General features: G+C 31.5%; 23 protein-coding genes and 2 other annotated features. Of the genes, 5 read left to right on the top strand and 18 right to left on the bottom strand.

The annotated features are described in order from the left end of the window. Positions 1–345: 345 nt before the first annotated feature. The 13 genes from GXK57_RS03735 to ytxC all read right to left on the bottom strand — a co-directional run bounded on the left by GXK57_RS03735 (position 346) and on the right by ytxC (position 16,033). The gene (locus GXK57_RS03735) at positions 346–792 is read right to left on the bottom strand and encodes a DUF523 domain-containing protein (protein ID WP_160671583.1); all 447 of its coding nucleotides are present in this window, start codon (positions 790–792) and stop codon (positions 346–348) included. A gap of 10 nt (positions 793–802) precedes the next feature. Then, positions 803–3,160, bottom strand: coding sequence for an endonuclease MutS2 (locus tag GXK57_RS03730; protein WP_160671580.1), 2,358 nt, complete (start codon positions 3,158–3,160; stop codon positions 803–805). A gap of 13 nt (positions 3,161–3,173) precedes the next feature. Continuing rightward, positions 3,174–5,534, bottom strand: a complete 2,361-nt coding sequence (locus GXK57_RS03725) for a U32 family peptidase (protein ID WP_160671577.1) — start codon at positions 5,532–5,534, stop codon at positions 3,174–3,176. Positions 5,535–5,825: 291 nt separating this feature from the next. Further along, positions 5,826–6,557, bottom strand: a complete 732-nt coding sequence (zapA, locus tag GXK57_RS03720; protein WP_160671574.1) for a cell division protein ZapA — start codon at positions 6,555–6,557, stop codon at positions 5,826–5,828. Positions 6,558–6,873: 316 nt separating this feature from the next. Next, positions 6,874–9,252 carry a phenylalanine--tRNA ligase subunit beta gene (pheT, locus tag GXK57_RS03715; RefSeq protein ID WP_160671571.1) on the bottom strand — a complete coding sequence of 793 codons (2,379 nt, stop codon included), beginning with the start codon at positions 9,250–9,252 and terminating at the stop codon, positions 6,874–6,876. Positions 9,253–9,264: 12 nt separating this feature from the next. Further along, positions 9,265–10,284 carry a phenylalanine--tRNA ligase subunit alpha gene (gene pheS / locus GXK57_RS03710; RefSeq protein WP_160671568.1) on the bottom strand — a complete coding sequence of 340 codons (1,020 nt, stop codon included), beginning with the start codon at positions 10,282–10,284 and terminating at the stop codon, positions 9,265–9,267. 59 nt (positions 10,285–10,343) lie between these two features. Beyond that, positions 10,344–10,550 (bottom strand) — a binding site (T-box leader). 50 nt (positions 10,551–10,600) lie between these two features. After that, positions 10,601–11,377 carry an RNA methyltransferase gene (locus GXK57_RS03705; protein ID WP_160671565.1) on the bottom strand — a complete coding sequence of 259 codons (777 nt, stop codon included), beginning with the start codon at positions 11,375–11,377 and terminating at the stop codon, positions 10,601–10,603. Between the two features lie 16 nt (positions 11,378–11,393). Continuing rightward, entirely contained in the window at positions 11,394–12,059 is a 666-nt protein-coding gene (locus tag GXK57_RS03700) for a TrkA family potassium uptake protein (protein WP_160671562.1), read from the bottom strand. An 11-nt stretch (positions 12,060–12,070) separates the two neighbouring features. After that, positions 12,071–13,417 carry a TrkH family potassium uptake protein gene (locus GXK57_RS03695; protein ID WP_160671634.1) on the bottom strand — a complete coding sequence of 449 codons (1,347 nt, stop codon included), beginning with the start codon at positions 13,415–13,417 and terminating at the stop codon, positions 12,071–12,073. Positions 13,418–13,828: 411 nt separating this feature from the next. After that, positions 13,829–14,188 carry a 50S ribosomal protein L20 gene (gene rplT, locus GXK57_RS03690; protein WP_128212789.1) on the bottom strand — a complete coding sequence of 120 codons (360 nt, stop codon included), beginning with the start codon at positions 14,186–14,188 and terminating at the stop codon, positions 13,829–13,831. Positions 14,189–14,213: 25 nt separating this feature from the next. Further along, positions 14,214–14,411, bottom strand: coding sequence for a 50S ribosomal protein L35 (rpmI, locus tag GXK57_RS03685; protein ID WP_128212788.1), 198 nt, complete (start codon positions 14,409–14,411; stop codon positions 14,214–14,216). Between the two features lie 20 nt (positions 14,412–14,431). After that, complete coding sequence (gene infC / locus GXK57_RS03680) at positions 14,432–14,953, bottom strand: translation initiation factor IF-3 (protein ID WP_128212787.1); 522 nt, start codon at positions 14,951–14,953, stop codon at positions 14,432–14,434. A gap of 26 nt (positions 14,954–14,979) precedes the next feature. Next, positions 14,980–15,100 (bottom strand) — a sequence feature (ribosomal protein L20 leader region). 42 nt (positions 15,101–15,142) lie between these two features. Then, entirely contained in the window at positions 15,143–16,033 is an 891-nt protein-coding gene (gene ytxC / locus GXK57_RS03675) for a putative sporulation protein YtxC (RefSeq protein WP_160671559.1), read from the bottom strand. A gap of 242 nt (positions 16,034–16,275) precedes the next feature. Here ytxC and GXK57_RS03670 point away from each other — a divergent pair, with 242 nt between their 5' ends. The 4 genes from GXK57_RS03670 (at position 16,276) to GXK57_RS03655 (ending at position 18,850) form a co-directional block, all read left to right on the top strand. After that, complete coding sequence (locus GXK57_RS03670) at positions 16,276–16,980, top strand: DUF6873 family GME fold protein (protein WP_202127665.1); 705 nt, start codon at positions 16,276–16,278, stop codon at positions 16,978–16,980. A gap of 180 nt (positions 16,981–17,160) precedes the next feature. Then, positions 17,161–17,559 (top strand): HsmA family protein, encoded by a 399-nt coding sequence (locus GXK57_RS03665; RefSeq protein WP_160671553.1) that lies wholly within the window; start codon positions 17,161–17,163, stop codon positions 17,557–17,559. Between the two features lie 281 nt (positions 17,560–17,840). Beyond that, positions 17,841–18,416: a GNAT family N-acetyltransferase gene (locus GXK57_RS03660; protein WP_160671551.1), complete on the top strand. Its 576-nt coding sequence runs from the start codon at positions 17,841–17,843 to the stop codon at positions 18,414–18,416. 26 nt (positions 18,417–18,442) lie between these two features. Next, positions 18,443–18,850, top strand: a complete 408-nt coding sequence (locus GXK57_RS03655) for a GNAT family N-acetyltransferase (protein ID WP_202127664.1) — start codon at positions 18,443–18,445, stop codon at positions 18,848–18,850. 132 nt (positions 18,851–18,982) lie between these two features. On the opposite strand, the gene GXK57_RS03650 is transcribed toward GXK57_RS03655, so the two are convergent. From GXK57_RS03650 to GXK57_RS03630, 5 genes are all read right to left on the bottom strand, one after another. After that, a complete protein-coding gene (locus GXK57_RS03650) occupies positions 18,983–19,672 on the bottom strand; it encodes a putative ABC transporter permease (RefSeq protein WP_160671548.1) in 690 nt (229 codons plus the stop codon). A 624-nt stretch (positions 19,673–20,296) separates the two neighbouring features. Then, positions 20,297–21,766, bottom strand: a complete 1,470-nt coding sequence (locus GXK57_RS03645; protein ID WP_160671545.1) for a nicotinate phosphoribosyltransferase — start codon at positions 21,764–21,766, stop codon at positions 20,297–20,299. A 47-nt stretch (positions 21,767–21,813) separates the two neighbouring features. Then, entirely contained in the window at positions 21,814–22,353 is a 540-nt protein-coding gene (locus tag GXK57_RS03640) for an isochorismatase family cysteine hydrolase (protein WP_160671542.1), read from the bottom strand. A gap of 12 nt (positions 22,354–22,365) precedes the next feature. After that, positions 22,366–23,160: a ribose-phosphate diphosphokinase gene (gene prs, locus GXK57_RS03635; RefSeq protein ID WP_160671539.1), complete on the bottom strand. Its 795-nt coding sequence runs from the start codon at positions 23,158–23,160 to the stop codon at positions 22,366–22,368. Between the two features lie 18 nt (positions 23,161–23,178). After that, positions 23,179–24,069, bottom strand: coding sequence for an NUDIX domain-containing protein (locus GXK57_RS03630; RefSeq protein ID WP_160671536.1), 891 nt, complete (start codon positions 24,067–24,069; stop codon positions 23,179–23,181). A 441-nt stretch (positions 24,070–24,510) separates the two neighbouring features. Between GXK57_RS03630 and GXK57_RS03625 the strand changes: the two genes are divergently transcribed. Next, complete coding sequence (locus tag GXK57_RS03625; RefSeq protein WP_160671533.1) at positions 24,511–24,816, top strand: hypothetical protein; 306 nt, start codon at positions 24,511–24,513, stop codon at positions 24,814–24,816. Positions 24,817–25,097 lie beyond the last annotated feature (281 nt).

Genomic DNA, 25,097 nt, shown 5'->3' with positions numbered 1-25,097 from the left:
TTTTTGCGCATCTGCCTTTTCTGAACGTATGTGAAGAAATTCTGGCAGGCGAATAATTTTTCTTTTACTGTACATTCTAAAAAGCTGTTCTAATCCTTTTTAATTCTTACGCTCAGCTAATAAAACTCTATACTTCTATTTACAGTAAAAATCACTGAAGCGATTTTCTTCAGTGATTTTTTTATATTACAGCTATGTAGCCATATTAATTCATTTTTAAGCTATAGATTGAAGTAGCATGGCTGTTCATATGAATAGATATTACAGTTCCACGTCTCCCCCAAATTACATTTAAATATTAACTGTACTTTATTAATTTATATATTTAATTTTTAAATGGCACTTCTATATATAATCTTCTTCATTAAGCACTTCAATTTTATTTGCTTTTAAAAGCTCAGCAGTTACCCCATTACCTTCTTTAAGAGTTCCTGTAAATGTACCATCATATATTTTCCCAGTTCCGCAGGAAGGGCTTTTAGCTTTTAATATTGCCTTATTCACATTATTTTTTAATGCTATATCTAAAATTTTATTTGCGCCATTTATAAACTTTTCAGTAACATCAGTACCTTGTGCCGATAAAACTTTAGCTCTTCCCTCCAAGACGTCAAGACCTGTACCATTTTGTATTTCCACAGGTTCTCTAGGAGTACTGAGTCCAGACATTTCTTCTGGACAAACTAGTATTGCATTTCCTTCGTCATAAAGCTTTTTAACTTTTTCATTGTAGTTATTACCGCCATTATACTTGCAGTTACATCCGCATAAGCATGCACTTATTAATATCATACTTATCCACCTACTTAAGTTGAACTACTGTTACTCCAGTTCCGCCCTCTCCATATTCTCCTAATCTGTAAGACTTAACATGAGGATGATTCTTAAGCATATCATTTATGCTTTTTCTAAGTATTCCTGTACCCTTACCATGGATTAAAGACACCTCTCCAAGACCTCCAAGATATGCTTCGTCTAGGTACTTATCAGCATTATAGCATGCCTCCTCAGCATCTAATCCTCTAAGATCTACTGAGCTAGATACAGACTTTGTGTTCAAGTTTACTTCTCTTCTAGTCTTTTGCTTTACTTCCTTTGTTTCTTTAGACTTTCTAAGATCCTTTAACTTAACATTTATTTTCATTATACCAGCCTCTACCTGTACATCACCTCTAGAATCTGGCATTGTAAGTATTACTACCTTTTGATTTAAAGAAGGTAAGAACGCTTCCATCCCAGGCTTAACATTTTCTATAGTCTCGCCATTATCCTTTTCAGCCTTATTTATTACACTCTCAGTTTTATCTAATTTATCTTTTAACTTACTTCTCTGTGCCTCAAGCTTTCTTCTAGCATCAGAATCATAGCCTAGCCTCTCAAGCTCTCTCATGTTTTTAAGAATTTGATCAGCTTCTTCCTTTGCTTCCCTAAGAATCTGCTTAGCTTCTCTTCTAGCTTCACCGAAAGCATTTTCTCTCGTCTTTTCTAGATTCTCAAGCTTAACATCATACTTTTCTCTTAACTTCCTAGCTTCAAGCTTGAGCATCTCTGCTTCTCTAGCATCTCTCTCAGCCTTCATGCTCTTTTCCTGAAGACTTTGTATCAAATCTTCAAATTTAAGAGATTCGCTAGAAATAAGTTCTTTAGATTTTTCTATTACCTCATCATTAAGACCAAGCCTTCTGGAAATCTCAAAGGCATTAGATTTACCTGGTATACCTATTAAAAGCTTATAGGTTGGTCTCAAAGTTTCTACATCAAATTCCACCGAAGCATTTTCTACCCCTATAGTTCTTAAAGCATATCCTTTAAGCTCACTGTAATGCGTAGTAGCTACTATCTTACAATTTCTATTTCTAAGAGTTTCTAGAATAGCTACTGCAAGGGCTGCACCTTCAGTTGGATCAGTACCAGCTCCTAATTCATCAAATAATATAAGAGATTCATTATCTGCTTCTTCCATTATGGAAACTATATTTGTCATATGTGAAGAAAATGTAGATAGACTTTGTTCTATACTTTGTTCATCACCTATGTCTGCATAAATTTCTCTAAAAAAGCTTACAGCAGAGTTTTCCCTTGCAGGAATTAATATTCCACTCATAGCCATCACATGTAGAAGACCTACAGTCTTTAAAGTTACTGTTTTACCACCTGTATTAGGTCCTGTTATAACAAGGCTTGTAAACTCTCTTCCCAAGTAGATATCAGAAGATACAACCTTTTTAGGATCTATAAGCGGGTGTTTAGCCTGAACTAAATCCACTATTCCATTACCATTAACCGCAGGACAAATACCTTCAATAGCACTAGCATATTTAGCCTTTGCAAATATAAAATCCAATTCATTTAGTATATTAGCATTATTTTTTACTGCTATGATTTCATCATAAACATAGCCTGATAACTCTTGAAGTATTCTCTCAATCTCAGCCTTTTCCTTAAGCATAAGCTCCTTGATTTCGTTATTTATCTTTACTAAGCTCATTGGCTCTATAAATAAAGTTGCACCAGTGGAACTTTGATCATGGATAAGTCCTGGAACCGATCCCTTGTGCTCAGACTTTACAGGAATTACATATCTATCTCCTCTCATGGTATAGAGGTTATCCTGTAAGAACTTAGAATTTTCTCTTATTATAGAATTAACCTTGTCTCTAACTGAAGAATTCTTGTCTTTTAAAGATCTTCTTATATTATAAAGAGTTTGACTAGCCTTATCTGATATTTCTTCTTCGCCTATTATAGCATTGAAGATAGAATCTTCCAGTTTCCTTATTGGAGTAAGCCCAGCACATATATCCTCTAGTATATTATAAACTTCCTCTTCATCTTTTCTTTTTATGAAATCTATAAATCTTCTGGCACATCTCACCATGTTTCCTATTCTTAAAAGCTGACCTGGATTCAATGTACCTCCCTTTTCAGCTCTTGTAACAGCTTCCCTTACATCATACAAACCTTCAAAAGGAGGTGCTCCTTTTTTCATAAGTAAAAAAAGTGCTTCCTTAGTTTCTTGAAGATGTTCCTTTACCTCATGAATATTACCATATGGAACTAGTTCATCTATAGTATCTTTTGAAGCACCTGTAAGTGCATATCTTTTTATCTCTTCTTTTACCTTATTAAATTCTAGAACTCTTAACGCTTTTTCGTTCATAAAATTTTCTCCTTTATTCTACTCCTCTTTTATAATGCCCCTTAGTATAATTATTACTTTTATCATCTTTTTCTTCTTTATTAATGATTGAAATTATACGACTAACCTCACTATAGTCTTCATCAATAAAATCAACCCTAAAGCTTGTTATTCCAACCTGCTCCATTCTCTCTATCTCATCTATAAGGTTAATAGGCACGCTATTATATATATGAGATCTACAGAACCTATCTGTAGTCACAACAAACCTTTCTTTCATTCTATCTTCTAAAAGGAAATCATCCTTCACACAGCTTTGGTTACAGTTGCTGTTTGATGTTTTTTGTCCAAAGGTACTTCCTATTGGACAGTACTCGCTAACCATCATCTCTACTCTTCCATAAATCAAGGCTTGGTACGAAGCCTTTCTTCCTTTAGTTATAGAAGTCATCTCACTTTTATTTAGCTCTACACTTGTTGGAACTACATCCATAAATTCCTTATAGAATTCTGCTGCTTTGCTGTTAAACACATTAAGCTTATAGTCTCCGATAATGCTAGTTTTTCTATTATATCTATATATAATTCCTGCATTAGCAGTTATAATTCCTTTTATTCTATCAATATACTTATCAATGACACTACACACATAATTGTATTCCTCTTTGATTATATTAGGAATTTTCAAATAAACCTTTGATAAGTCTATATTTTTCAAATCATCCTCTTTGAAGGAATTTAAGCTCTTTCCGAATACATCTATACCGTAATTGTCGCAGTTTTTATCAAGGACAGCCTTTAGCTGTTCTTTTGTTCTAACTATATATAAGACTCCATTAAATTCGTTAGTACTTCTACTATTTTGGTCAGCAATGTCCAAATTAGGAATATCTACTTTTCTCTTATGTTTACTAACTTCATTCTCTTCTATAGCTTCTATTACTTGCCTTCTTAACGAATTAATAGCAGCTACAGGTACAAAACCTTCTTCAAACTTTAAAAATTTGATAGAATTTATCTTATAAGGAGTCTCTCCAGACTTCATCATATTCTCTTCAACCTTTTCCACAGCTAAAGGTTTCTTAACTGCAGCTTGCACTACCTCTCCTTCCATCTCATAGAACTTTCCATTATAATCTACACTAACCTTTAAAGGCTCTCCAACTTTAAAAATCATATATGCTTCAAGTTCTATTTTATTTTCGTAAGGACTCATATAAGATGGCTTGTATTGTTCCATTAGTGCTATATCTAAAGTTTTGTATAATTTATCGTTATTTCTATACTTAGCAGGCAAAAGTTTTACTGCCATCCCCTTTGACGCCTTATCTAAGCTATTATTGCCCTGAAGTATTTTACTAACAGTAAAGCCTTCTTTGCCACTGCTTATGCCATCTCCTAGCATAATATCCTTTTCAAGTAAAACCTCACCTTTATTATTAACAGACCCAATATATACACCAGTATTCTTAGGATTTTTAAAGGCCATCATATCCTTGCCTTCATTTTTATATAAATAGGCTTTAGAAAAACCTTCTCTGTTAAATAATTGCATAAGGGTATCCTTAGAAGCTTTAACATTGAACCTAGTGCTTTTATCTTCTATAGTATCTATTGCAGTCCTATAGGACTCTACAACTCCAGCAACATACTCAGGTCTTTTCATCCTTCCCTCTATTTTTAGAGAAGTAGTACCTGTACTAACAATTTGTTCCACATCTTCTATTGTACACATATCCTTTGGACTTAGTAAATATCCTTCTTTTTTAACATCATCACGCAGTCTTATAATATTGTATGGAAGCCTGCAGGATTGAGCACATCTTCCTCTATTACCGCTTCTTCCTCCAATCATACTACTCATCAAGCACTGCCCTGAATAGCATACACATAAAGCTCCATGCACAAAAATCTCAGTTTCTATGTCAAGCTCTTTAGAGATATGTTCAATTTCTTTTAAAGATAACTCTCTAGATAGCACAATTCTTTTGAATCCATTTTCTTTGAAGAAAAGTGCTCCATCTCCATTGTGTACGGTCATTTGAGTAGATCCGTGAAGTTCAATATCCTTATATCTTTTTCTAGCTTCGTTAAACACACCTAAATCTTGTATTATAAGTCCGTCTACACCTATTCCATATAAGAAATCTATGTAATCTAAAGCTTCTTTTAACTCATTCTCTTTTATCAATGTATTTATAGTTATATAAACCTTAACACCATATAGATGTGCATAATCCAACACTTCTTCAAGCTGCACATCATCAAAATTAGATGCATATGCTCTAGCTGAAAACTTACTTCCACCTAAATATACTGCATCTGCTCCTTTATTTATTGCAGCGTATAAACTCTCTTTGCTTCCTGCTGGTGCTAAAAGCTCTATATTATTCATTAGTCCATCTCTCCTATAGATATATACTCCGTATCCAAATTAATATTTTTTCATAGTAGTAACAATGAATTTTATCTTAAAATATTCGATAAAATGAAGTAATATCATCTTAATATTATCTATGCTTTGTTGTAAGTTCATAAATACAATTTATATATCCTAACTACCATTCTAAAACTTAATATCTGCTATTAAACCAATACTTTTAAGCATACTTTATATTATAACAGAAAAATAACTTACTTGTCATGCAAGTAAGTTTCCAAGTATAGTAAATGTTATATAGCTAGTCTATTTATTATCTTTTAAAAAAGCCTCTCTCTTTTTCTTTTCAGTTGCCAATTGAAATTGGCTGTCTAAATACTTTTTCTCTAAATCCAAAACCTTATATTTAACACTCTGCAACTCAAATCTTGTTTCTTTATTAGTTTTCTTTAAAAAGTTATTCTCTTCTAACAATTTCTTAGAGGCATCCTCAAGTTCTAGAATTTGCTCTGATAAATCCTCAGCTTCTTTATTAGTTTGCATACTCTCTATATTTCTAAGCTCTTCTTCCTTAGTATTTAAGGCCTCTAATAAGCTTTTATTTTCTTCTTCAAATTTAATGTTTGCTATTTTCAAATCATCATTTTCTTCTTTTAAAGTAATAGTTTGTCGCACTAGAATATCTTTTTCTTCTTCTAATCTTGATATATCTTTTACTAATTTTAGTTCTTCTTCTTGCGTATAATTAGCTTTTTCAGATATTTTATTAATCTGTTCTTTTAATTCGTCATTCTCTTTTTGTATTTTTTCAAAGTTATCTAATAGATCATTAAAATCATTGTTAACCTTAAAAAGCTCATCTGATATATTTATAGCAGCGAGAACTGTAGCAGCTAAGGAGCTTAACTTAACATTTTTACCAAGAATCTCTTTTACCTTGTCATCAACATAATTAGCAATATAATTTAGATACTGTTCATCATCTTTTCCTTTTAGATTATATTCAATCCCATTTATCTTTACAGTTACGGAAGCCATTATAACACCTCTTAGCATTCAATCTCTTAACTTTATGTTAACATATATAAGCATATGATTTCAAAGTTTTATTTGATAGTTTTAATAATATTTAAATTATTATTGTAGCTGCTAGTTATTTTTTTATCCATCTACCTTTTTTGAACCTATTCTAAGAACTTAAGGCAAGGAAATAAGATTTATCTTTTTACTGTTTATACCAAATATCTGTTCTAAACTCTTTAAATTGATAGGATCAGATAGCCAAAAAGTTATAACCTTGCTTAAATAGTAAGAAGCTGGTTCACTGGAACCAGCTTCTTATATTAACTATTAATTATCTTAATTGAGCACCTAACTTGTATTCTAAAGAACGTAATATCTTATCATGTACTTTATTAACTTCATTATCAGTTAAGGTCTTATTCTCATCTCTATAAGAGATTGCATAAGCTATACTCTTCTTGCCCTCTGGAATCTGCTTTCCTTTATATACATCAAATAGTTTAACAGTTTCCACTAAGTTACCGCCAGCTTTTCTTATGGTTTCTTCAATTTCTTGAACTAGTATTGCATCCTCTACTAGAAGAGCGATATCTCTTGTTACCGCTGGATATTTTGGTAATGGTCTGTATTTCTTCAATGTATTTGAGTTTGAATATAATACATCTAAATCAAGTTCAGCTACATAAACACTAGTATCTATACCGTAGTTATCAGCTACATCTGGATGAATTTCTCCTAAAACTCCAACTCTTTCTTTACCTACGTATAAGTCAGCAGTCTTACCTGGATGGTAGCTTACATTTTCACTTTGTCTCTTGAAGGATGGGTTCTTTACTCCTAAAACATCTATAAGATTTTCAACTACTCCCTTTAAATCTAGGTAGTCTACATTACCGTAAAGTCCAATTGTAAGTATATTTTTCTCATTAGGAAGTTGATTTTCATCTTCCTTAGGAATATATACCTTACCAAGCTCAAAAAGACTAGCAAACTCATTGCTTCTTGAGTAATTTCTTCCAAGGCATTCAAGCATAGATGGAAGTGTAGATGTTCTCATTATGCTATAGTCTTCACCTAATGGATTCTTGATCTTTACAACTTTTCTAAGGTCGCTATCCTGAGGTAAGTTTATCATATCAAATACCTTAGGACTTACGAAAGAATAAGATATTGATTGATTTAATCCACTTGAAATCATAGTGTTTATAACTAAATCATCTAATTTCAACTTCTTGTTTTTAGCATCCTTAGGAGAGTTAGCCCCTATTACGGTCATAGGAACCTTATTGTAACCATATATTCTAGCAACTTCTTCTGCTATATCTTCTTTTATAGCAATATCAATTCTAAAAGTTGGGACTGCTATAATTAAATCATCATTTTCTATAGTTGTTTTAAGCTCTAGTCTATCAAGATATTCTTTCATTTCCTCATTTGAAATAGTAGTACCTAGGAATCTATTTATCCAGCTTCCACTAACCTTCATTGTATGAGGTTCTTTCTTATCATTGTATATATCTATAGTTCCATTAACTATTTCTCCAACCTTTAATTCCTCTATTAAAGCACAGGCTCTATCTAATGCAATGGCAGCTAGGTTAGGATCTATATCTTTTTCAAATCTTGAAGATGCTTCTGATCTAAGATTAAGTTTCTTAGAGTTTACACGGATATTAGTTCCATCAAAGCTAGCACTTTCAAAAATTATATCAGTTGTATCTTCTTTTATTCCAGATTGAAGGCCTCCCATTATACCAGCAAGACCTATAGTTTCTCCTCCATCTTTTATACAAAGAATTTCTGTATCCAGATTTCTTTCAATTTCATCAAGAGTAACAAACTTTTCGTTTTCCTTTGCTCTTTCAACCACTATTGTGTTAGATTTAACTTCTCTCTTGTCATAAGCATGCATTGGCTGACCAAGTTCTAGCATAACAAAGTTAGTTATATCTACCACATTATTTATAGGTCTTACACCTGCTTCTAAAAGTCTTTCCTGCATCCAAGCTGGTGAAGCTTCTACCTTAACATTCTTTACTGCTCTCGCCATATATCTCTTACATAGAGAATCTTTTATCTCTACCTTAACAAGCTCATTTACATCACCTTCTCCTGTTACTTTGTATTCAAGGGAAGGTGTCTTGTATTCTATTCCAAGTGTAGCAGCAGTTTCTCTAGCTATACCAACTACACTAAGACAATCGGGTCTATTAGAAGTTATTTCAAAGTCTATTACAGCTTTGTTTAGTCCTAATACATCCTTTATATCCTTACCAAGAGGTGTAGTCTCAGGTAATATCATAAGCCCATGAACTGGTTCATCTCCAGCTATGCCAAGCTCTTCTTCCGAACACATCATTCCATTTGAAGGAATCCCTCTAAGCTTACCCTTCTTAATCTTTAAGCCATTAGGAAGTGTTGAGCCATGAAGTGCTACTGGAACTATATCATTTTCCTTCATGTTTTTTGCCCCAGTAACTATTTGAACTGGTTCTTCTTGACCTACTTCAACTTGACATATTACTAACTTTTCAGCATCTGGATGTGGTTCTATCTTAAGTATCTTTCCTGTTACAACATTAGTAATATCTTCCCCTGAAGTTATTACTTCTTCAACCTTTGAACCAGATAGAGTAAGTCTATCACCCAATTCTTTTGCATCTATATCTATATTCACATAGTCTTTTAACCATAAATAAGGTACTTTCATATTAAATTCCTCCTAAAACTGATTTAAAAATCTCATGTCACTTTCGTATAGTTGTCTTATATCATCAATACCGTACTTAAGCATAACCATTCTGTCTACACCCATACCGAATGCAAAGCCGCTATACTCTTCTGGATCAATACCACAGTTTCTTAATACTTGTGGGTGCACCATACCACAACCATAAAGTTCTATCCAGCCACTACCCTTACATACTCTGCAGCCTTCTCCTCCGCAAACGAAGCAAGTAGCATCCATTTCTGCTGAAGGCTCAGTGAATGGGAAGTGATGAGGTCTGAATTTAGTTTGAACATTTTCTCCAAACATCTTTTTAGCGAATAACTCTAAAGTTCCTTTTAAATCAGCAAAAGTTATACCTTTATCTATAACTAGGCCCTCCATCTGATAGAATATTGGAGAGTGTGTTGCATCAGCAGCATCAGATCTGAATACTTTACCTGGAGATATCATTTTTATAGGTGGTTTTTGTTTCTCCATAACTCTTATTTGTACTGGAGAAGTTTGAGTTCTTAAAACTAGATTATCATTTATATAGAAAGTATCTTGTTCGCTTCTTGCTGGATGATTCTTAGGTATATTAAGAGCTTCGAAGTTATAATAATCCTTTTCTATCTCAGGACCTTCTTCTATAGTAAAGCCCATGGATATGAATATTTCCTTCATATGCTCTAAAGTCAAATCTAGCGGATGTCTCTTACCTATTAAGTTTTTTCTTCCTGGCATAGAGATATCTATAACTTCACTTTCTAACTTTTTCTTTTTCTCTGCATCTTTTATTTCCTTGGAAATTTGCTCTAATCTATTTTCAATCTCTGCTCTTACTTCATTAGCAAGTTTTCCAATAATAGGTCTCTCTTCAGCAGTAAGGCCACCCATACCTCTTAAAATTGTTGTTAAATCACCTTTTTTACCTAGAATTTTAACTCTAATGTTTTCAATATCACTGCTATTCTTCACATCTTCAAGTACTTTTAACGCATTGTCCTTGATTTCTAGAAGTTTTTCTTTCATGTTATTTTCTCCTTCCTAAATCTAAAAGTTATTTTTTTGCAAAATAAAAACCGCCCCTATAAAGGGACGGAGGTTCCGCGGTACCACCCTAATTAGTAAAATACTCACTTAATATATATAACGGTTCCCCGCTAACTACTACTTTATTTCACAGTTAGAACTCCTGAGTGAACTTCAGAATACATATCAATAAAGAGACTTACAGTCTTTGATCTCTTCTCCCTGAAAAGTTAAAATATTCTTACTCTCTCATTCACAGTTTTTTCATATTTGATTATATAGCCTATTATACATATTAATCCATGTTAGTTCAATACTATTTGCTCAAGTTTTGCCTAACTTTTTCATAAATCATTATAGAAGCAGCTACTGAAGCATTTAAAGACTCAGCATTACCAGGCATAGGAATCTTTGCTTTTAAGTCGCAAAGCTCGTATATTTCCTCAGAAACTCCGTTTCCTTCATTTCCAACCACCAATATTATCTTACCATTTAAATCAACTTCATAATAATTAAAGTCTGTATCTAAAGAACTTGCTAGAAGTTTAAAGCCATTTTCTTTAAATTGATTTATTACTTCCAGATTCTTATCTTCTATTATATTGGTATAAAATATAGATCCCATGGTACTTCTCAAGGTTTTATCATTATATATATCTACAGTTCCTTCTCTTATAATTATTCCATCCACTGCAGCAGCATGAGCAGTTCTTATTATGGTTCCTACGTTACCAGGATCCTGAAGCTTATCTAGAAGAACATAAAAACTTCCCTCTATATTATTGCCACAATTACTCATTTTAACTACAGCCATTATTCCTTGAGGATTCTCAGTGCTGCATACTTGACTAAACAAAGTGGGCTTCAAAAAAGTAATCTTACTGTCATCTACTCTTTCATAAACAGCTTCGAATCTGCTTTGCTTGCTATCATCAATTATAAGCTCCTCAATATCTGCATTAGCTTTTATTGCTTCCTCTACAAATCTTAGCCCTTCGATTATATATAATCCAGACTGTTTTCTATATTTTTTCTCTTTTAATTTCTTTAGTTCTTTAAAATGTTTGTTGTCAGTACTTTCTATTAAATGCACAGCATACACCTCTAAATTATTTTCTAGCTACAAAAGATTCCAATTTCCCTAAATCTTCTGTGGAACCTATGGCTACGATTATATCACCTGGTTCAATTATCTCCTCTGCATTTGGAGTAATATTTATATCATTTTCCTTTTTTATAGCCATAACATTTATTCCAAACCTTGTTCTAAGGCTTAAATCCCTTATACTACTATTGTGCCATTCTTTTGGTGTTTCTATTTCAATTATACTGTAATCTGGCGACAGATCTATATAATCTAGTATAGTTGAAGAAACTAAATTATGCGCTACTCTCACTCCCATATCTTTTTCTGGAAGCACCACTCTATCTGCTCCTATTTTATATAAAACTTTGGCATGGAGATCACTATGTCCCTTTGCCACAATATATTTCACACCTAATTCCTTAACTAAAAGTGTTACCATTACACTAGCTTGAATATTTTCACCTATAGTAATTACAGCTACATCAAAATTTCTTAGTCCTAATGTCTTTAAGGCACTCTCATCTGTTGCATCCATTTGAACTGCATGAGTTACACTATCTGATATATCTTGAACAAGATCCTCATCTACATCTATTGCTAGCACATCATTTCCTAAATCATAAAGTGTCTTAGCTACAGAAGTACCAAATCTTCCTAGTCCAATCACAACAAACTGTTTATTGCTCATCTACCTTCCTCCTATCCAACTAATATCTTATCCTCTGGGTATTTATAATTTGGCTTTTTCTTAGCTTTTGTTAAAGCTACTGCAACGGTCAAAGGACCAACTCTACCACAATACATAGTTAATATTATTACTATTTTCCCAATAATACTCAATTTAGGTGTCAAGCCTAAAGTCAAACCTACTGTTCCAAAAGCAGAAGTGGCTTCATAAAGCAGATATTCGAAGGGCTGGGAAATTTCAGTAACAGATAATATCATTGTAACCGAGAGCACCAACGCTAGAGCGATACTGAATATAGCAAAGGATTTATATACAGTTTCCTTAGATATTCTTCTTCTAAAGACTTCTGTATCCTCTCTTCCTTTTATTGTTGATATCAAAGTAAATACCAGAACTCCAAAGGTAGTTGTTTTAATTCCTCCTGCAGTTGACCCTGAAGATCCACCAATGAACATTAATATTATAGTTAGAAGCTTGCCGGCTGCAGTCATATCAGCAGTGGAAATAGAGTTAAAACCAGCTGTTCTAGGTGTTACTGATGCAAAAAAGGAATTCAAAAGCTTATCTTTTAAGTTCATATCCTTCATGGTTCCAGGATTATTAAATTCAAAGATAAACATCAATAGAGCCCCAGTAGTTAATAAAATTAATGTAATAGTTAAAACCATCTTAGTATGAAAAGATAGCTTTTTTATGCCCTTAAAATTATAAATCTCTATCCATACAGCAAAACCTAAACCACCAATTATTATAAGAGCTGCAGTGGTCAAAATAACTACTGAATTATCACTATAAATTGTCAAACTTCTATAATCTCCAAACAACTCCATACCAGCATTACAAAAAGCAGAGACAGCGTGAAATATACTAAAATAAATTCCCTTGCCAAACCCAAAAGCGGGAATAAACTGAGTGGAATAAAGAAGCGCTCCCAAGCCTTCTACTGAAAATGTAAAAACCATTATATATCTAACCATCTTAACAAGCCCCTGAATATTGAAAGTATTCATAGCTTCCTGCATAACCAATCTGTCTTTTAACGTTATCTTCTTCCCTATAAGTATGGCTAAAAGTGTGGCAAAGGACATGAATCCAAGTCCACCAATTTGTATCAATATCATTATAATTGTCTTACCAATATAATTCCAGTGAGTACCAGTATCAACAGTTACCAACCCTGTTACACATACTGCTGTTGTTGAAGTAAAGACACTATCAATAAAACTTGTGGCAGAACCGTCTTGCGAGCATATTGGCAAACTAAGCAAAATTCCACCAAGTAAAATAACCAATGCAAAACCTATGGCAAGAGTTTGAACTGCGTTAAATTTAAATTTGTCTTTCCAGTTATTTTTCAGCACTTTTTCACCTCTATTCTTAAAAAGGTATTTATATATACGCAAATATAAGAAATTAAATATAAACTACTATCCCCTTATATTTGTTTCAAGTTTTACAGCTAAACTTAAATAAGCATTTATATCAATTATACATTATTTTCATTCCTAGCGAAAGCTAATACTAATAACACCTACTATGTAATCCTGAGTTATCAGCACATTTCTGTAAAAGTAATATGAAAATTTCGCTATAGAGCTTTGTCTATTTTTTCATATCTGCCTTTTTAAACGTATATCTGGAAGTTCTGTGAGGCAACGTAATATTCAAGAAAAAGAAAGCCCTTTTTCATTATATTTTTATGATTGTTTTAGAATTAATAGAGTATTTGTAGACAATAAAAAAACGCGACATAAAGTCGCGTTTTTATACTAAGCGTTTAAGTGCTTCTTTGCTAATTCAACTAAATCAGCAAATGCCTTTGCATCATTGATAGCTATTTCAGAAAGCATCTTTCTGTTTATATCAACACCAGCTAATTTTATTCCGTTCATAAATCTTGAATAAGAAAGTCCATTTATTCTTGTAGCAGCATTTATTCTTGCTATCCAAAGTTTTCTGTAATCTCTCTTCTTTAATCTTCTACCAACATAAGCATTTCTTAATGCTCTAACCACTGATTCGTTTGCTGTCTTAAATAACTTGCTCTTTCCACCGTAGTAACCTTTTGCAAGTTTTAATACTTTTTTATGATTTTTACGAGCGTTTACTGCTCTTTTAACTCTTGCCATATTACAAACCTCCTACTCCGTATTCTTATAGATATGGTAATAATTTCTTCATTGCTTTTTCTTGTGCAGTTGAAACGTAAGCAGTTTTTCTAAGATTTCTCTTTCTCTTAGAACTCTTCTTAGTTAATATATGGCTCTTGAAAGCTTTAGCTCTCTTTAGCTTTCCTGTTCCTGTCTTTTTAAATCTCTTTGCTGCACCTCTATGAGTTTTCATTTTTGGCATTATAGTTTCCTCCTCTCAGATTATGCTTTTTTAGGAGCCAGAATCATAGTCATATTTCTGCCCTCTAGTTTAGCAGGCTTTTCAACAACACATAGATCAGACACTCTAGCTAAAAAGTTTTCAAGTATCTTAAATCCTACATGTGCATAGTCAGCCTCTCTACCTCTAAACCTTATAGTAACTTTAACCTTGTCTCCATCATCAAGAAATTTCTTGGCATTATTTGCTTTGATTTCAACATCGTGTTCTTCAATATTAGGGCTAAATCTGACCTCTTTAACATTAATAACTTTTTGTTTTTTCTTGGCTTCCTTTTCTTTTTTAGACTGTTCGTATATGAATTTTCCATAATCCATAATTCTGCTTACTGCTGGATTAGCATTAGGCGAAATCAAAACTAAATCAAGTTCTTTTTCCTCAGCTAGCCTTAAAGCTTCTTTTGTAGACATAACGCCTAACTGGCTACCATCATCAGAAATGACTCTCAATTCTTTTTGTCTAATTTCATCATTAATCGAAAAATCTTTATTGATACTTTTCACCTCCGGTAGATAAGAACACCTTTATATAAATAATAAAAGGGCGGCATAAAGCCGCCCTCAATTACCACATTCTAAACAAATAGTAAGTAATCCATAACCTTACTAGCTTTGCTGTAAGGTGAGAAACGGCTGTTTCTTCTTAACACAATAAATAATATATCATCCGTAGTAATCAATGTCAATACAATATTAAATTTTTATTTTATTTCTATTGCATATTTTACATTCATTGCAGTAGGTAACTCTTTCTCCAAATACATTTTCTATGGTATCCAGAAACTCTTTATTTAAGCACATTTTACTGTTATGAATTACAATCTTATTAGGAGAATTGGTTATAAGTCCACTTATTATAACATCTTCTACATTCACATTATTTCCAATCTTACATTCACTTAAATCGCTTATAAAATCCTGAAATATATCAGCTCCATAGCTATCGGTGATTCTATATTCCCCATTACTTTCTATGATTAAATTTACTTCTTCAATTCTACTTTCCTGTATATCGACGAAGTACTTAAGAAGTTTTATAAACTCTTTATACTCCTTCTCAACCATATACTTTTCAACAACCTTGTCGATTACTCTTTCTATCTCGCCTATAAGCTCTTTCATCCTAAAAGTTATAAAACCGTTTATATTTATTTCTTCATTTTCTTCTATGCATTCTCTTATATTTTCTATTATAGTATTTATCCTATTTATGCAATATATGCTTGTTTCATCGGATATGGCCTCTTTCAAATTTAGAACATTCATAATATCTTCTTCAACTTCAAGTAATTCATCATGCTTTAGAAAAAAATATGTGTCAGTTAGATATTCAAACATTTCTCGTTTTTTAAATACATCTATTACAACTTTGTATAATATATTGCTAATATATAAATATATTATAGATTTCAATCTATCGTTATAGTCATCATCATCACAAAATATCTTTACGAAATGAGTATTATTCTCTATACTTTCAGAAATACCAATAGTTATATTTTTTTCTTTTAGAATATTTCTGATACTCTGTATATCTTCTATGAAGTATTGTTCTCCTTCGTAAGCAAGCTTCAGCAATAACATTCCGCTCACTCCTTTCTTAAATATAGTATGTATTAAAATCTCGCCTATATACAGAATTTAAACATCCACAAATCGACAATTGCATCTTACTTTATACTGCGATACACTTACTTTACTAGGAATAACACACTTTGAACTCACTTTATTTTATTTAAAAGTAATTTTCTTCAACAGATTTAATTCTATGTTTTTTGTAAAATATACTTATGCACAAAATTTCTATAATTAAGAGGAGTGATAACTTGAATTATTGTTTTGCTGACTACCGAATATCCATAGAAGAAGAGCAAAAACTTAAAGCTTTAAATGTATCAGTTATTAAAGTTCCCAAATGCGAAAAACTTTATGACGCCATAAACGGTCATCCTGATATACAAATAAATATCCTAGATAGTAATACTATAATAGTGCAAAGAGAGATTCCCTTAGTCTTCTTAAAGCAGTTAGATTTACTAGGCATAAAATATATACTTTCCTCAAAAATCTTAACCAAGAACTATCCTGAAGATATAATATTAAATGCGGTAAATTTAAAAAATCACTTTATACATAACTTAAAATATACTGATGAAGCTCTCAAATTCAGCATACATGGTAAAACTACTATACAAGTCTCTCAGGGCTATACTAAATGCTCCTGTGCTATAGTAAATGAAAAAGCTTTGATTACATCAGATATTAAAATACATGATGAGTTGACTAAAAGTGGCTTTGATGTATTACTTATTCCTCCAGGAGATATTTTGCTACCAGGCTTAGATTACGGTTTTATTGGTGGTACTTGTGGCTTAACTTCAAATAACGAACTTATTTTTTATGGGAACTTAAAAAATTATAAATATGGGGATATTATAATAGACTTTCTAAAAAAATATAACGTTACTCCCATATTTTTGAATGAAGGTCCTCTAGTAGATAGAGGTAGCTTACTATTCCTCTCTGTCTAGTCCATATATTTTACGCTTTTAATGAATAAAAGTTGATACATATGCATATAATAATTAATTCTTATTTATGTCAAAAACTTTTATAATTCCACAAACAATTTGCAACAACATATATTAGGACACATTTAGGACACAGACATATTTTATAATATTCCTATACAAAATTAAGGAGGCATATTTATGAATATAAAATTAATCCTTGCTATAGTATCAATTACTGCAGCATTACTTTTCTATACTATAGGTGTACTATATGAAAGAAAGACAAAACTACTTCAGCTTTCTCAAGTTTTTTTATTTTGGACAGGCTTCCTTTTCGACACTTTGGGTACTTCACTTATGACATCCATAGCTAGAGGTGAAGCTGTATCCACAAAGTCAACACTTGCCCAGAGCATACATGGCTTAACAGGTAGCTTAGCAATATTACTAATGGCCTTTCATGCAATTTGGGCCACATATGTTATATATAAAAATGATGTAGAAAAGAAAAAAGTTTTTCACAAATTTAGTATATTCGTATGGTTAGTATGGCTTATTCCATACTTCATAGGAATGTTTATGGGAATGTCTAAATAAGACTCTTCTTTATTCAAACTATAAATGCCTATAAATTTCTAAAACATAAAATACTAATGAAAATAACACTAAGTTTTTTCATTAGTATTTTTTTATTCTAGGGTTCCAACTTCAAGTAAGATAAATCCCTGTATTAATCATCTTATTGCATAAAAAAAGCTTATATATTTGTCCCACTAAAAATATAGACTGCTTCAATTAAAAAGTATAAACCTTTATACAAATTTTCTCACTTATGATAAAATAATCTCATTGACCTTTTTATTTATAAGGAGTTTAGTATGACTACTTTTCATTCGTTATTCTTAGAGTTTCCAGAATTAGAAACAGAAAGATTTATCTTAAGACAAGTTACCGTAAAAGATATCAGCGATTTGTATGAATTATACTCAGATGCTAGTTCTCTACAATATCAACAATCTGAAGCTATGACTAACATTGATCAAGCCAAAAAAACTATAATTGCTTTTCTTAATGGTTATGCTAGTAAGAAATTTATCCGCTGGTGTATTGCTGATAAAAACTCTGACAAGATAGTTGGAGTAATTGCTTTACATAGTTTTGATCTAATTAGTTCAAAAGCTGAGATTGGCTATATGCTGAATTCTAAGTACTTAATGCAAAATATAATGACCGAATGTGCAAAAGCAATACTTAATTTTGCTTTTAATGAAATTGGATTCAACAAGATAGAGGCCTCTATTCACCCAGACAACCTAAGATCAATGAATTTAGTGAAAAAATTAGGTTTTAAAAAGGAGTTTCTTCTTAAAAACATATCCTTTAATTTTAAAACAGGTATTTTCGAAGATAGAGTCATATTTGGCCTATATAAAGATGTACCACTTACATCCTAAAAACTATGAAGAAGGGAGTGTTTTCTATGATTAATTACGTTGCTACATTAGAAGGAGTCAACGAAGATAATATTCAAGGTTTCTTTGTAGACTGGCCTAATCCTCCTTCAGCTAAAAAGCATATGAAAATACTAAAAAATAGTTCTTACTTTTGGCTAGCCATAGATACTTCTACCAATAATGTCATAGGCTTTATAAATGCTATATCTGACAATACTCTATGTTCATATATACCTTTACTAGAAGTATTACCTAGGTATAAAAGTAAAGGAATTGGAACAGAACTTGTTAGATTAATGCTCGATTCCTTAAAAGATTTTTATATGATAGATCTACTTTGTGACGATGATATGGTAAGCTTCTACAAAAAGTTTGATATGTTTAAAAGCTCTGGAATGATTATAAGAAATTATAAAAAGCAAAATGGAGTTTAATTAAAAAAATCGCTAAGCTATATTCTTGGCGATTTTTCATAACCTAACTTTAATAAAGATGTACCCCTAGGATTCCAAATCTATTTTTAAAGCTTTTTCCCATCTGATAAAAATTCTAAAAATTTCTCTTCTTTACTTACATCCATCCTTAACATACATCATATTAGGATATATTTGCTTTAGCATCGAATCAGGGTAATGCTTATCTAAAAATATATCAACTGGACTAGATGCTGAAACTCCACAATGCCTCTGAGTTCCTCTGTAAACTGCCGCTCCAGAGATAGAGGAATCAAGAAGCATAAATAATATTAAAAACCAAGTAAGTATAACTCCCATATTATTAGGTACTTTTTCAATGATATTTGAGATTTTAGGATATATTATTTTAATCCAAATTAGTGAAAGTCCTCCCCAAAAAACACAATAAAGAAGGCTAGTTCTACCTTGAATATTCAATACAGTCTTGCTATACTCCCAAGATACTGTTCCAAATATAATTTGCTGAAATAAACTACACAGGTACTCATATACTCCACCAATAAAAAAGCCTCCTACAAATATAAATTGATTGCTTCTATTGCGAATCCAATATAAACTCAAGGTTATAGCAACCGCACCAACCCCATACACAAGATTGAAGGGCCCATAAATTAGACCACTTCTGCTCTCGTATCTATGAAGTGTAAGTATACACCACAATGTTTCAACAACAACGCCAAAAATACAACCTATAAAGAAAACCCAAAATATCTTATAAAAATTTAAGCCTTTAGCAAATATTTCACTTTTGTTTTCTGAATGGATTTTTGAATTTAGCATACCAATTCTCCTTCATAAAATTATATTTAGAGATAAATTGCTACCATCCTAGATCCAAATAGAAACCCTAATGCTATGAACTATTTATTAAAATCTATTAAGGAAGTTATTTATCTTAGAAAATAACCTTTTAAACTAGTAGATAATTATTTATATTTAGCTTCATGCCAACTAATACCATGTAAAACTTACATATCCTTAATAAGTTGTCCTATGTTGTTATATATATCTATTTATGATAATTTAGGTATGAGAAAAATATAATACTCTCTAGTTTATTGTTTATACTTATTAATATGCTAAAAGGTCTATATTTGACAAATTAACATTTAAAAACACTTCATTTTAGATAGTAAAAAAGCACTGAAGCGGCCCTCTTCAGTGACTTTTTGTGCATCTGCCTTTTCTAAGCATATATGAAAAAATTCTGACAGGTGCCATAATTTCATTTTTTACTATTTCCCCTAAATAACTGTTCTAAAGCCTTGACATTGCTAGGTTTAGATAACAACGAATTATATATTAGTCTTAACAGTAAAAAAGCTCAGCCTAAATTATTAGAACTGAGCCTTAATCATATATAATACTTAAAACAACCTTATCTTCGTAAATTACGAATACAATTTAAAACTTATTTGAATGCAGTTTGCTTCTTATTTCATTTAAAGAGTATTCTTTGGTCAAGATTCCATCTTTAAAAACTGTTTTTAACATATTATCCGGTAAGCTTTCCTGCTCACCTATAGTAAGCTGGTCTTTATAAAGAATATCCTGTCCATCTCTAAAGACATAGCACATTCCTTTCTGTGACTTTTTAAAATTGTCTGTATCTGTCTTAGGTGCCTTAAAAATAAACTTTTCTTCTCCATTTATTATGGCATGAGTTGCTTTTAAAGCAAACCCAAAAGTATCTCTTGTATTATACTGATAAGTAAAGGACCCAATACCTAGAGTACAATTGCTTACAGCAAAGCCTTTTTCCTCTAAGCCTTTACAGATGTCTTCACATCTTTCAACCGTTATACTATCACCATATATAGTTCCAAGCCTATCATTTAAAACTTTATATCCTTTTGAGTTTACATATCCTCCAAAGATTTCATAGAGTAGTTCAACAGTCCCCTTATATTCTGGGGTACCTTCTAAGGCATTCTTATCACCGCATATTATCTTAACAGGGTCACCGCTGTCTCCTCTTATTATTATCTTTCCATCTCTACTTAAAATATCTTCCTTTAGTTTTGGAAGTAAATTCGTTATTACATTCCAATAATCGTAGGTATCTGATACTATACTTAGGTTTCCACTTGGAAATTTATCATTTATCAGTGTCTTATAAGCTTTAAGTTCATCTACTCCGTAACTGCACATTACACTGTGCTCTGTAGAAGGGGTTCCTAAGGCTACTACTTCCTCTTCTATATTACAATTATAGTATTTCTCTAAATATGGAATAGTTGGAATTGTTGCTGTTCCTATAAATGAAAGCAAATGTCCTGAACTACTCGCTTCAGCACTCTCTATTGAACTGAAACCTCTCATACTAAAATCTCCACAAGCTCTTTTAACCTCGCCATTATCTACGGTCTTATTGTAATAATCCTCTACTATTTCTCTATATCTATAAGCTATAGTAGCACTGGTCATAGGCTGCCATATATTGCAGCTCATAAAAGTCTCTAAATAGTTTACTAACCAAGCAAAATCCTCATGAGTATTGGTAATTTCAATCATAGGAGTTTTTATATTTACTCTTTCACCTTCCTCTATGGCCTTTATCTGTATCGGTAAATACCCAAGATCATGAAGAGCTTCTATATGCTTTGTATCCGCTGCTAATTTTCCCATGGTTCTTGAAATAATTCTCTTATATTCGGCTACTATATCTTCCTTAGGTACTTGAAAAAAATTTTCATTAAAGTATTCAATAAGATATTTCTTTAAGAACGGTTGAAGCCCGAACATAACAACCTTGTTCATATTCTCTTTTCTAGACATTCTTGGTGTCCAATAACTTACAAGCTTTGTCATGCCTTCAGCATAACATATATGGTGAATTGTTTTATAAAAATCAGTAAGCAATAATGGATTCATAGTTATCTCCCCTCATACTCCGGCAAAGCCTTTTATTATATTAGTTTTTATCTTATTACCTTCACTTGTAAACTCTCAATTACATCTAGTGCCTTACGATGAAGTTCTTCGTCAAAGCTTGCACAAAGTCTTCCATCTACTTTAATATCTGCGTTTGTATATTGTGATTGAAAGGTAACTACATTACTTACAACGCACATGTTTGTAACTACTCCAATTAGCTCTATATCATCTATGTCCTCACCTATAGCTTCTGTTATCTTTATCATTTCTGAAGGACTTAACCCAAAGCTTCCTTTATTATAATGATAGGTATTTTCTCTTCCAACAAAATCTTTCAAGCTTCCATAAAGCTTATGTCCTTCTGAACCTTCTATACAGTGAATAACAGGTAGGTTCTTTCCTTCTCTTGTTTCTAAATAATTTTCATTATGAGTATCATAAGTAAATAATACCTTAGAGCCTTCCTTAAGATACTGCTCTACTTTATCATATATAGGTTTTTCAAGCTCTACAGCCTTGTCAAAGCCTAAAGTTCCATCAACAAAATCCTTCTGATAATCTACAACTACTAATAACTTTTTCATAAATTACTCCTCCTAAATCTCATGAATTTCTATTTTATCATGGCCTTTACTTAAGATACTATTTGTTGTATATACCTTTGTAATTAAATCACTTTTTAATATGTCGCCTTCAAATATGGTATCTTCACAGTGAGTGACTACTAAATATATTTCTGCAGCTCCCAGCTCTTTTAAGGCTTCGGCTGTCAATATAAAAGTACCACCTCTTGAACAGAGATCATCAACAATTACTGCTTTAAATCCCTTGTCCTTTACCTCACCATTAATCTTTAAACTCTTAATATATCCAGTATTAAAATCTCTCTCTTTATTTGCAGTTAGCACCTTTTTATAATCTATTTGCTTTTCATATCTCTTTGCTGCTCCAGCATCAGGATACACTAGATACAAGTTTTCCTCGTAATTAAGTTCCTTTAATAGCTCCTTAGTTAATGCCTGAGACATATTTATAACCTTAACTCTATCTAAAAGAGCTACTGAAACCTCAGAATGAGGCTCATAAATAGTGACCTTGTCAAAATTCAAGCTATTTATTAGCTTACATAAATACTTCAGTGTAAAAACCGTAACTCCTTCAGTTCTATCCATTCTAGAATAAGGCATATATGGTATTATAAGATTAGATTTTTTATTTAGTTCATCAAGATGATTTTTTAAAAATATAAGCTGTGTTATATCTTCATCACTTTCAAACTTTAACTTAATCTCGTTATCATAGCTGTTTATTACTAATCCTCCATTATTTATTAAGGATTCACCATTTGGAAACTTCTTAATTTGAACTTTTTTATTATTTAAATAAATCATGATATATTCCTCCAAATTCTAAAAATTATGTTCCCAGTTCTCATTAAATTTAAATACCTTTGCTGGCCTAAAAGGCTTTCCTTCTATCTTTTCATCAGTTTCTATGATCATATCTTCCATCTTTCTTCTGAAGTTTAATATTTCTCGACCCATAATAGCCTCGTAAACATTCTGGAGCTCTTTCACTGTAAATAACCTTGGTAGAAGATTAAACGCAATAGGAGTATATTCAACCTTATTTCTAAGTCTGTCTATGGCATAATCTATAATCTTATAATGATCAAAAGCTAGTATTTCATTTGATTCTTCCAAAAGCTTATACATTACCTCTTTCTTCCTATATACATTACTATCCACCTTTTCTAAGACTTCATAACTTATTTGAGTTTCACCATCTTCAGACTTAAATTTAAGGATATATTTATTTTCTGAATAAAAATCATATCTCTTAGTACTTTCAAGAAACTTATTTACCCAAAACCACTTAACTTCACTTGTATTTTCTGTCTTACTGATTTTTATACTTTCCTTCTCCACTAAAGCCATATTAGCTATACTAATAACTCTAGTTCTTTTATCTCTATTAACATCTCCAAATGTATATAGCTGTTCTATATAAACATCTTCCACACCAGCTTTATCTTTTAGCTTTTTCTTAGCTCCTTCTTCCAAGCTTTCTTCAATATCAATAAATCCACCAGGTATTGACCACTTACCTTTGTCCGGGTATTGCTCTCTTTTCATTAAAAGGATCTGCATCCCCTTCTTAGGTACCTTTCTTTGATTCTTTTCTTTTATATCATCTGTTGTAAATATTATTATATCATTGGTAACACTAGGTCTTTTGTAGTTATTAACATCATATTTTTTTAAAAATTCATCTTCACTATCTGTAAAGCTATTAATCAAGATCCACACTCTCCAACTTATTATCTTTTAGATAATATCAATTTGATACTATGTATTTATAGTACGCCTTCTTCTATTTTTTGTCAACCATTTTATAACTAATAAAATGTAAATTATTATAGCACACTCATGAAACTTTAACTTCTATTGAATGGTATCAAATTTTATTCAATCTAGAATAATAGATAAGTATTAGTATATATACCTCTTCATAATAACACTTATATTCTAGCATCGAGGTGGTATATCTTCATATTCCCTCTCAACAGAAACAACATTTAGACCTTATATAATTTATTAAATACCAATTTAGAGACATTGCTAATAATTTTGCGAAGCCCTAGAAATTATTACATAAAAAAGTAAATATGGTAAAGTTATAACAAACATTGTATACTTAATTTATATATCTAATATTTATTTTTATAAAAGGGTGAGTTTATGAAAAAAACTGAAATTCATAATGTCAAAAATTTAGGATTTGGCAGTTTATCATTAGTATTATCTATAATAGGAATAATGTTTTCCTTCACCTATCTAGGTGGTGATCGCCCTATAGGTGCAATTATTTTGAATTCTATGCACATATATGGATTAACTTCTTTTGTTTCCATAGGTCTATTAATAATATCTATTTTAATCGGACTTAGATATAAAAATGATCTTGGGGCTACGCAAGGAAAGTTTTTATCCATATTTATGCTATTATTGATCACATCATTAACAATTCTTAGTTTAATGAAATAAAAAAGCAAACTGAAGCGTTTTTTCTTCAGTTTGCTTTTTTGCGCATCTGCCTTTTCTGAACGTATGTGAAGAAATTCTGGCAGGCGATATAATCTTATTTTTTACTGGTTACACTAAATCACTATTATATTACTTTGAATTCACTAAGTTTAGGTATCAAAATCTTTGTATTACTGATCTTAACAGTAAAAAACAAACTGAAGCGACTTTTTTCAGTTTGCTTTTTTGCCCATCTGCCTTTTCTGAACGTATGTGAAGAAATTCTGGCAGGCGATATAATC

This window comes from Clostridium sp. C8-1-8 (assembly GCF_009928445.1).
Lineage (GTDB): Bacteria > Bacillota > Clostridia > Clostridiales > Clostridiaceae > Clostridium_AR.
The sequence above is the reverse complement of the archived record's forward strand: the minus strand, read 5'-3'. Positions and strand labels throughout refer to the sequence as shown.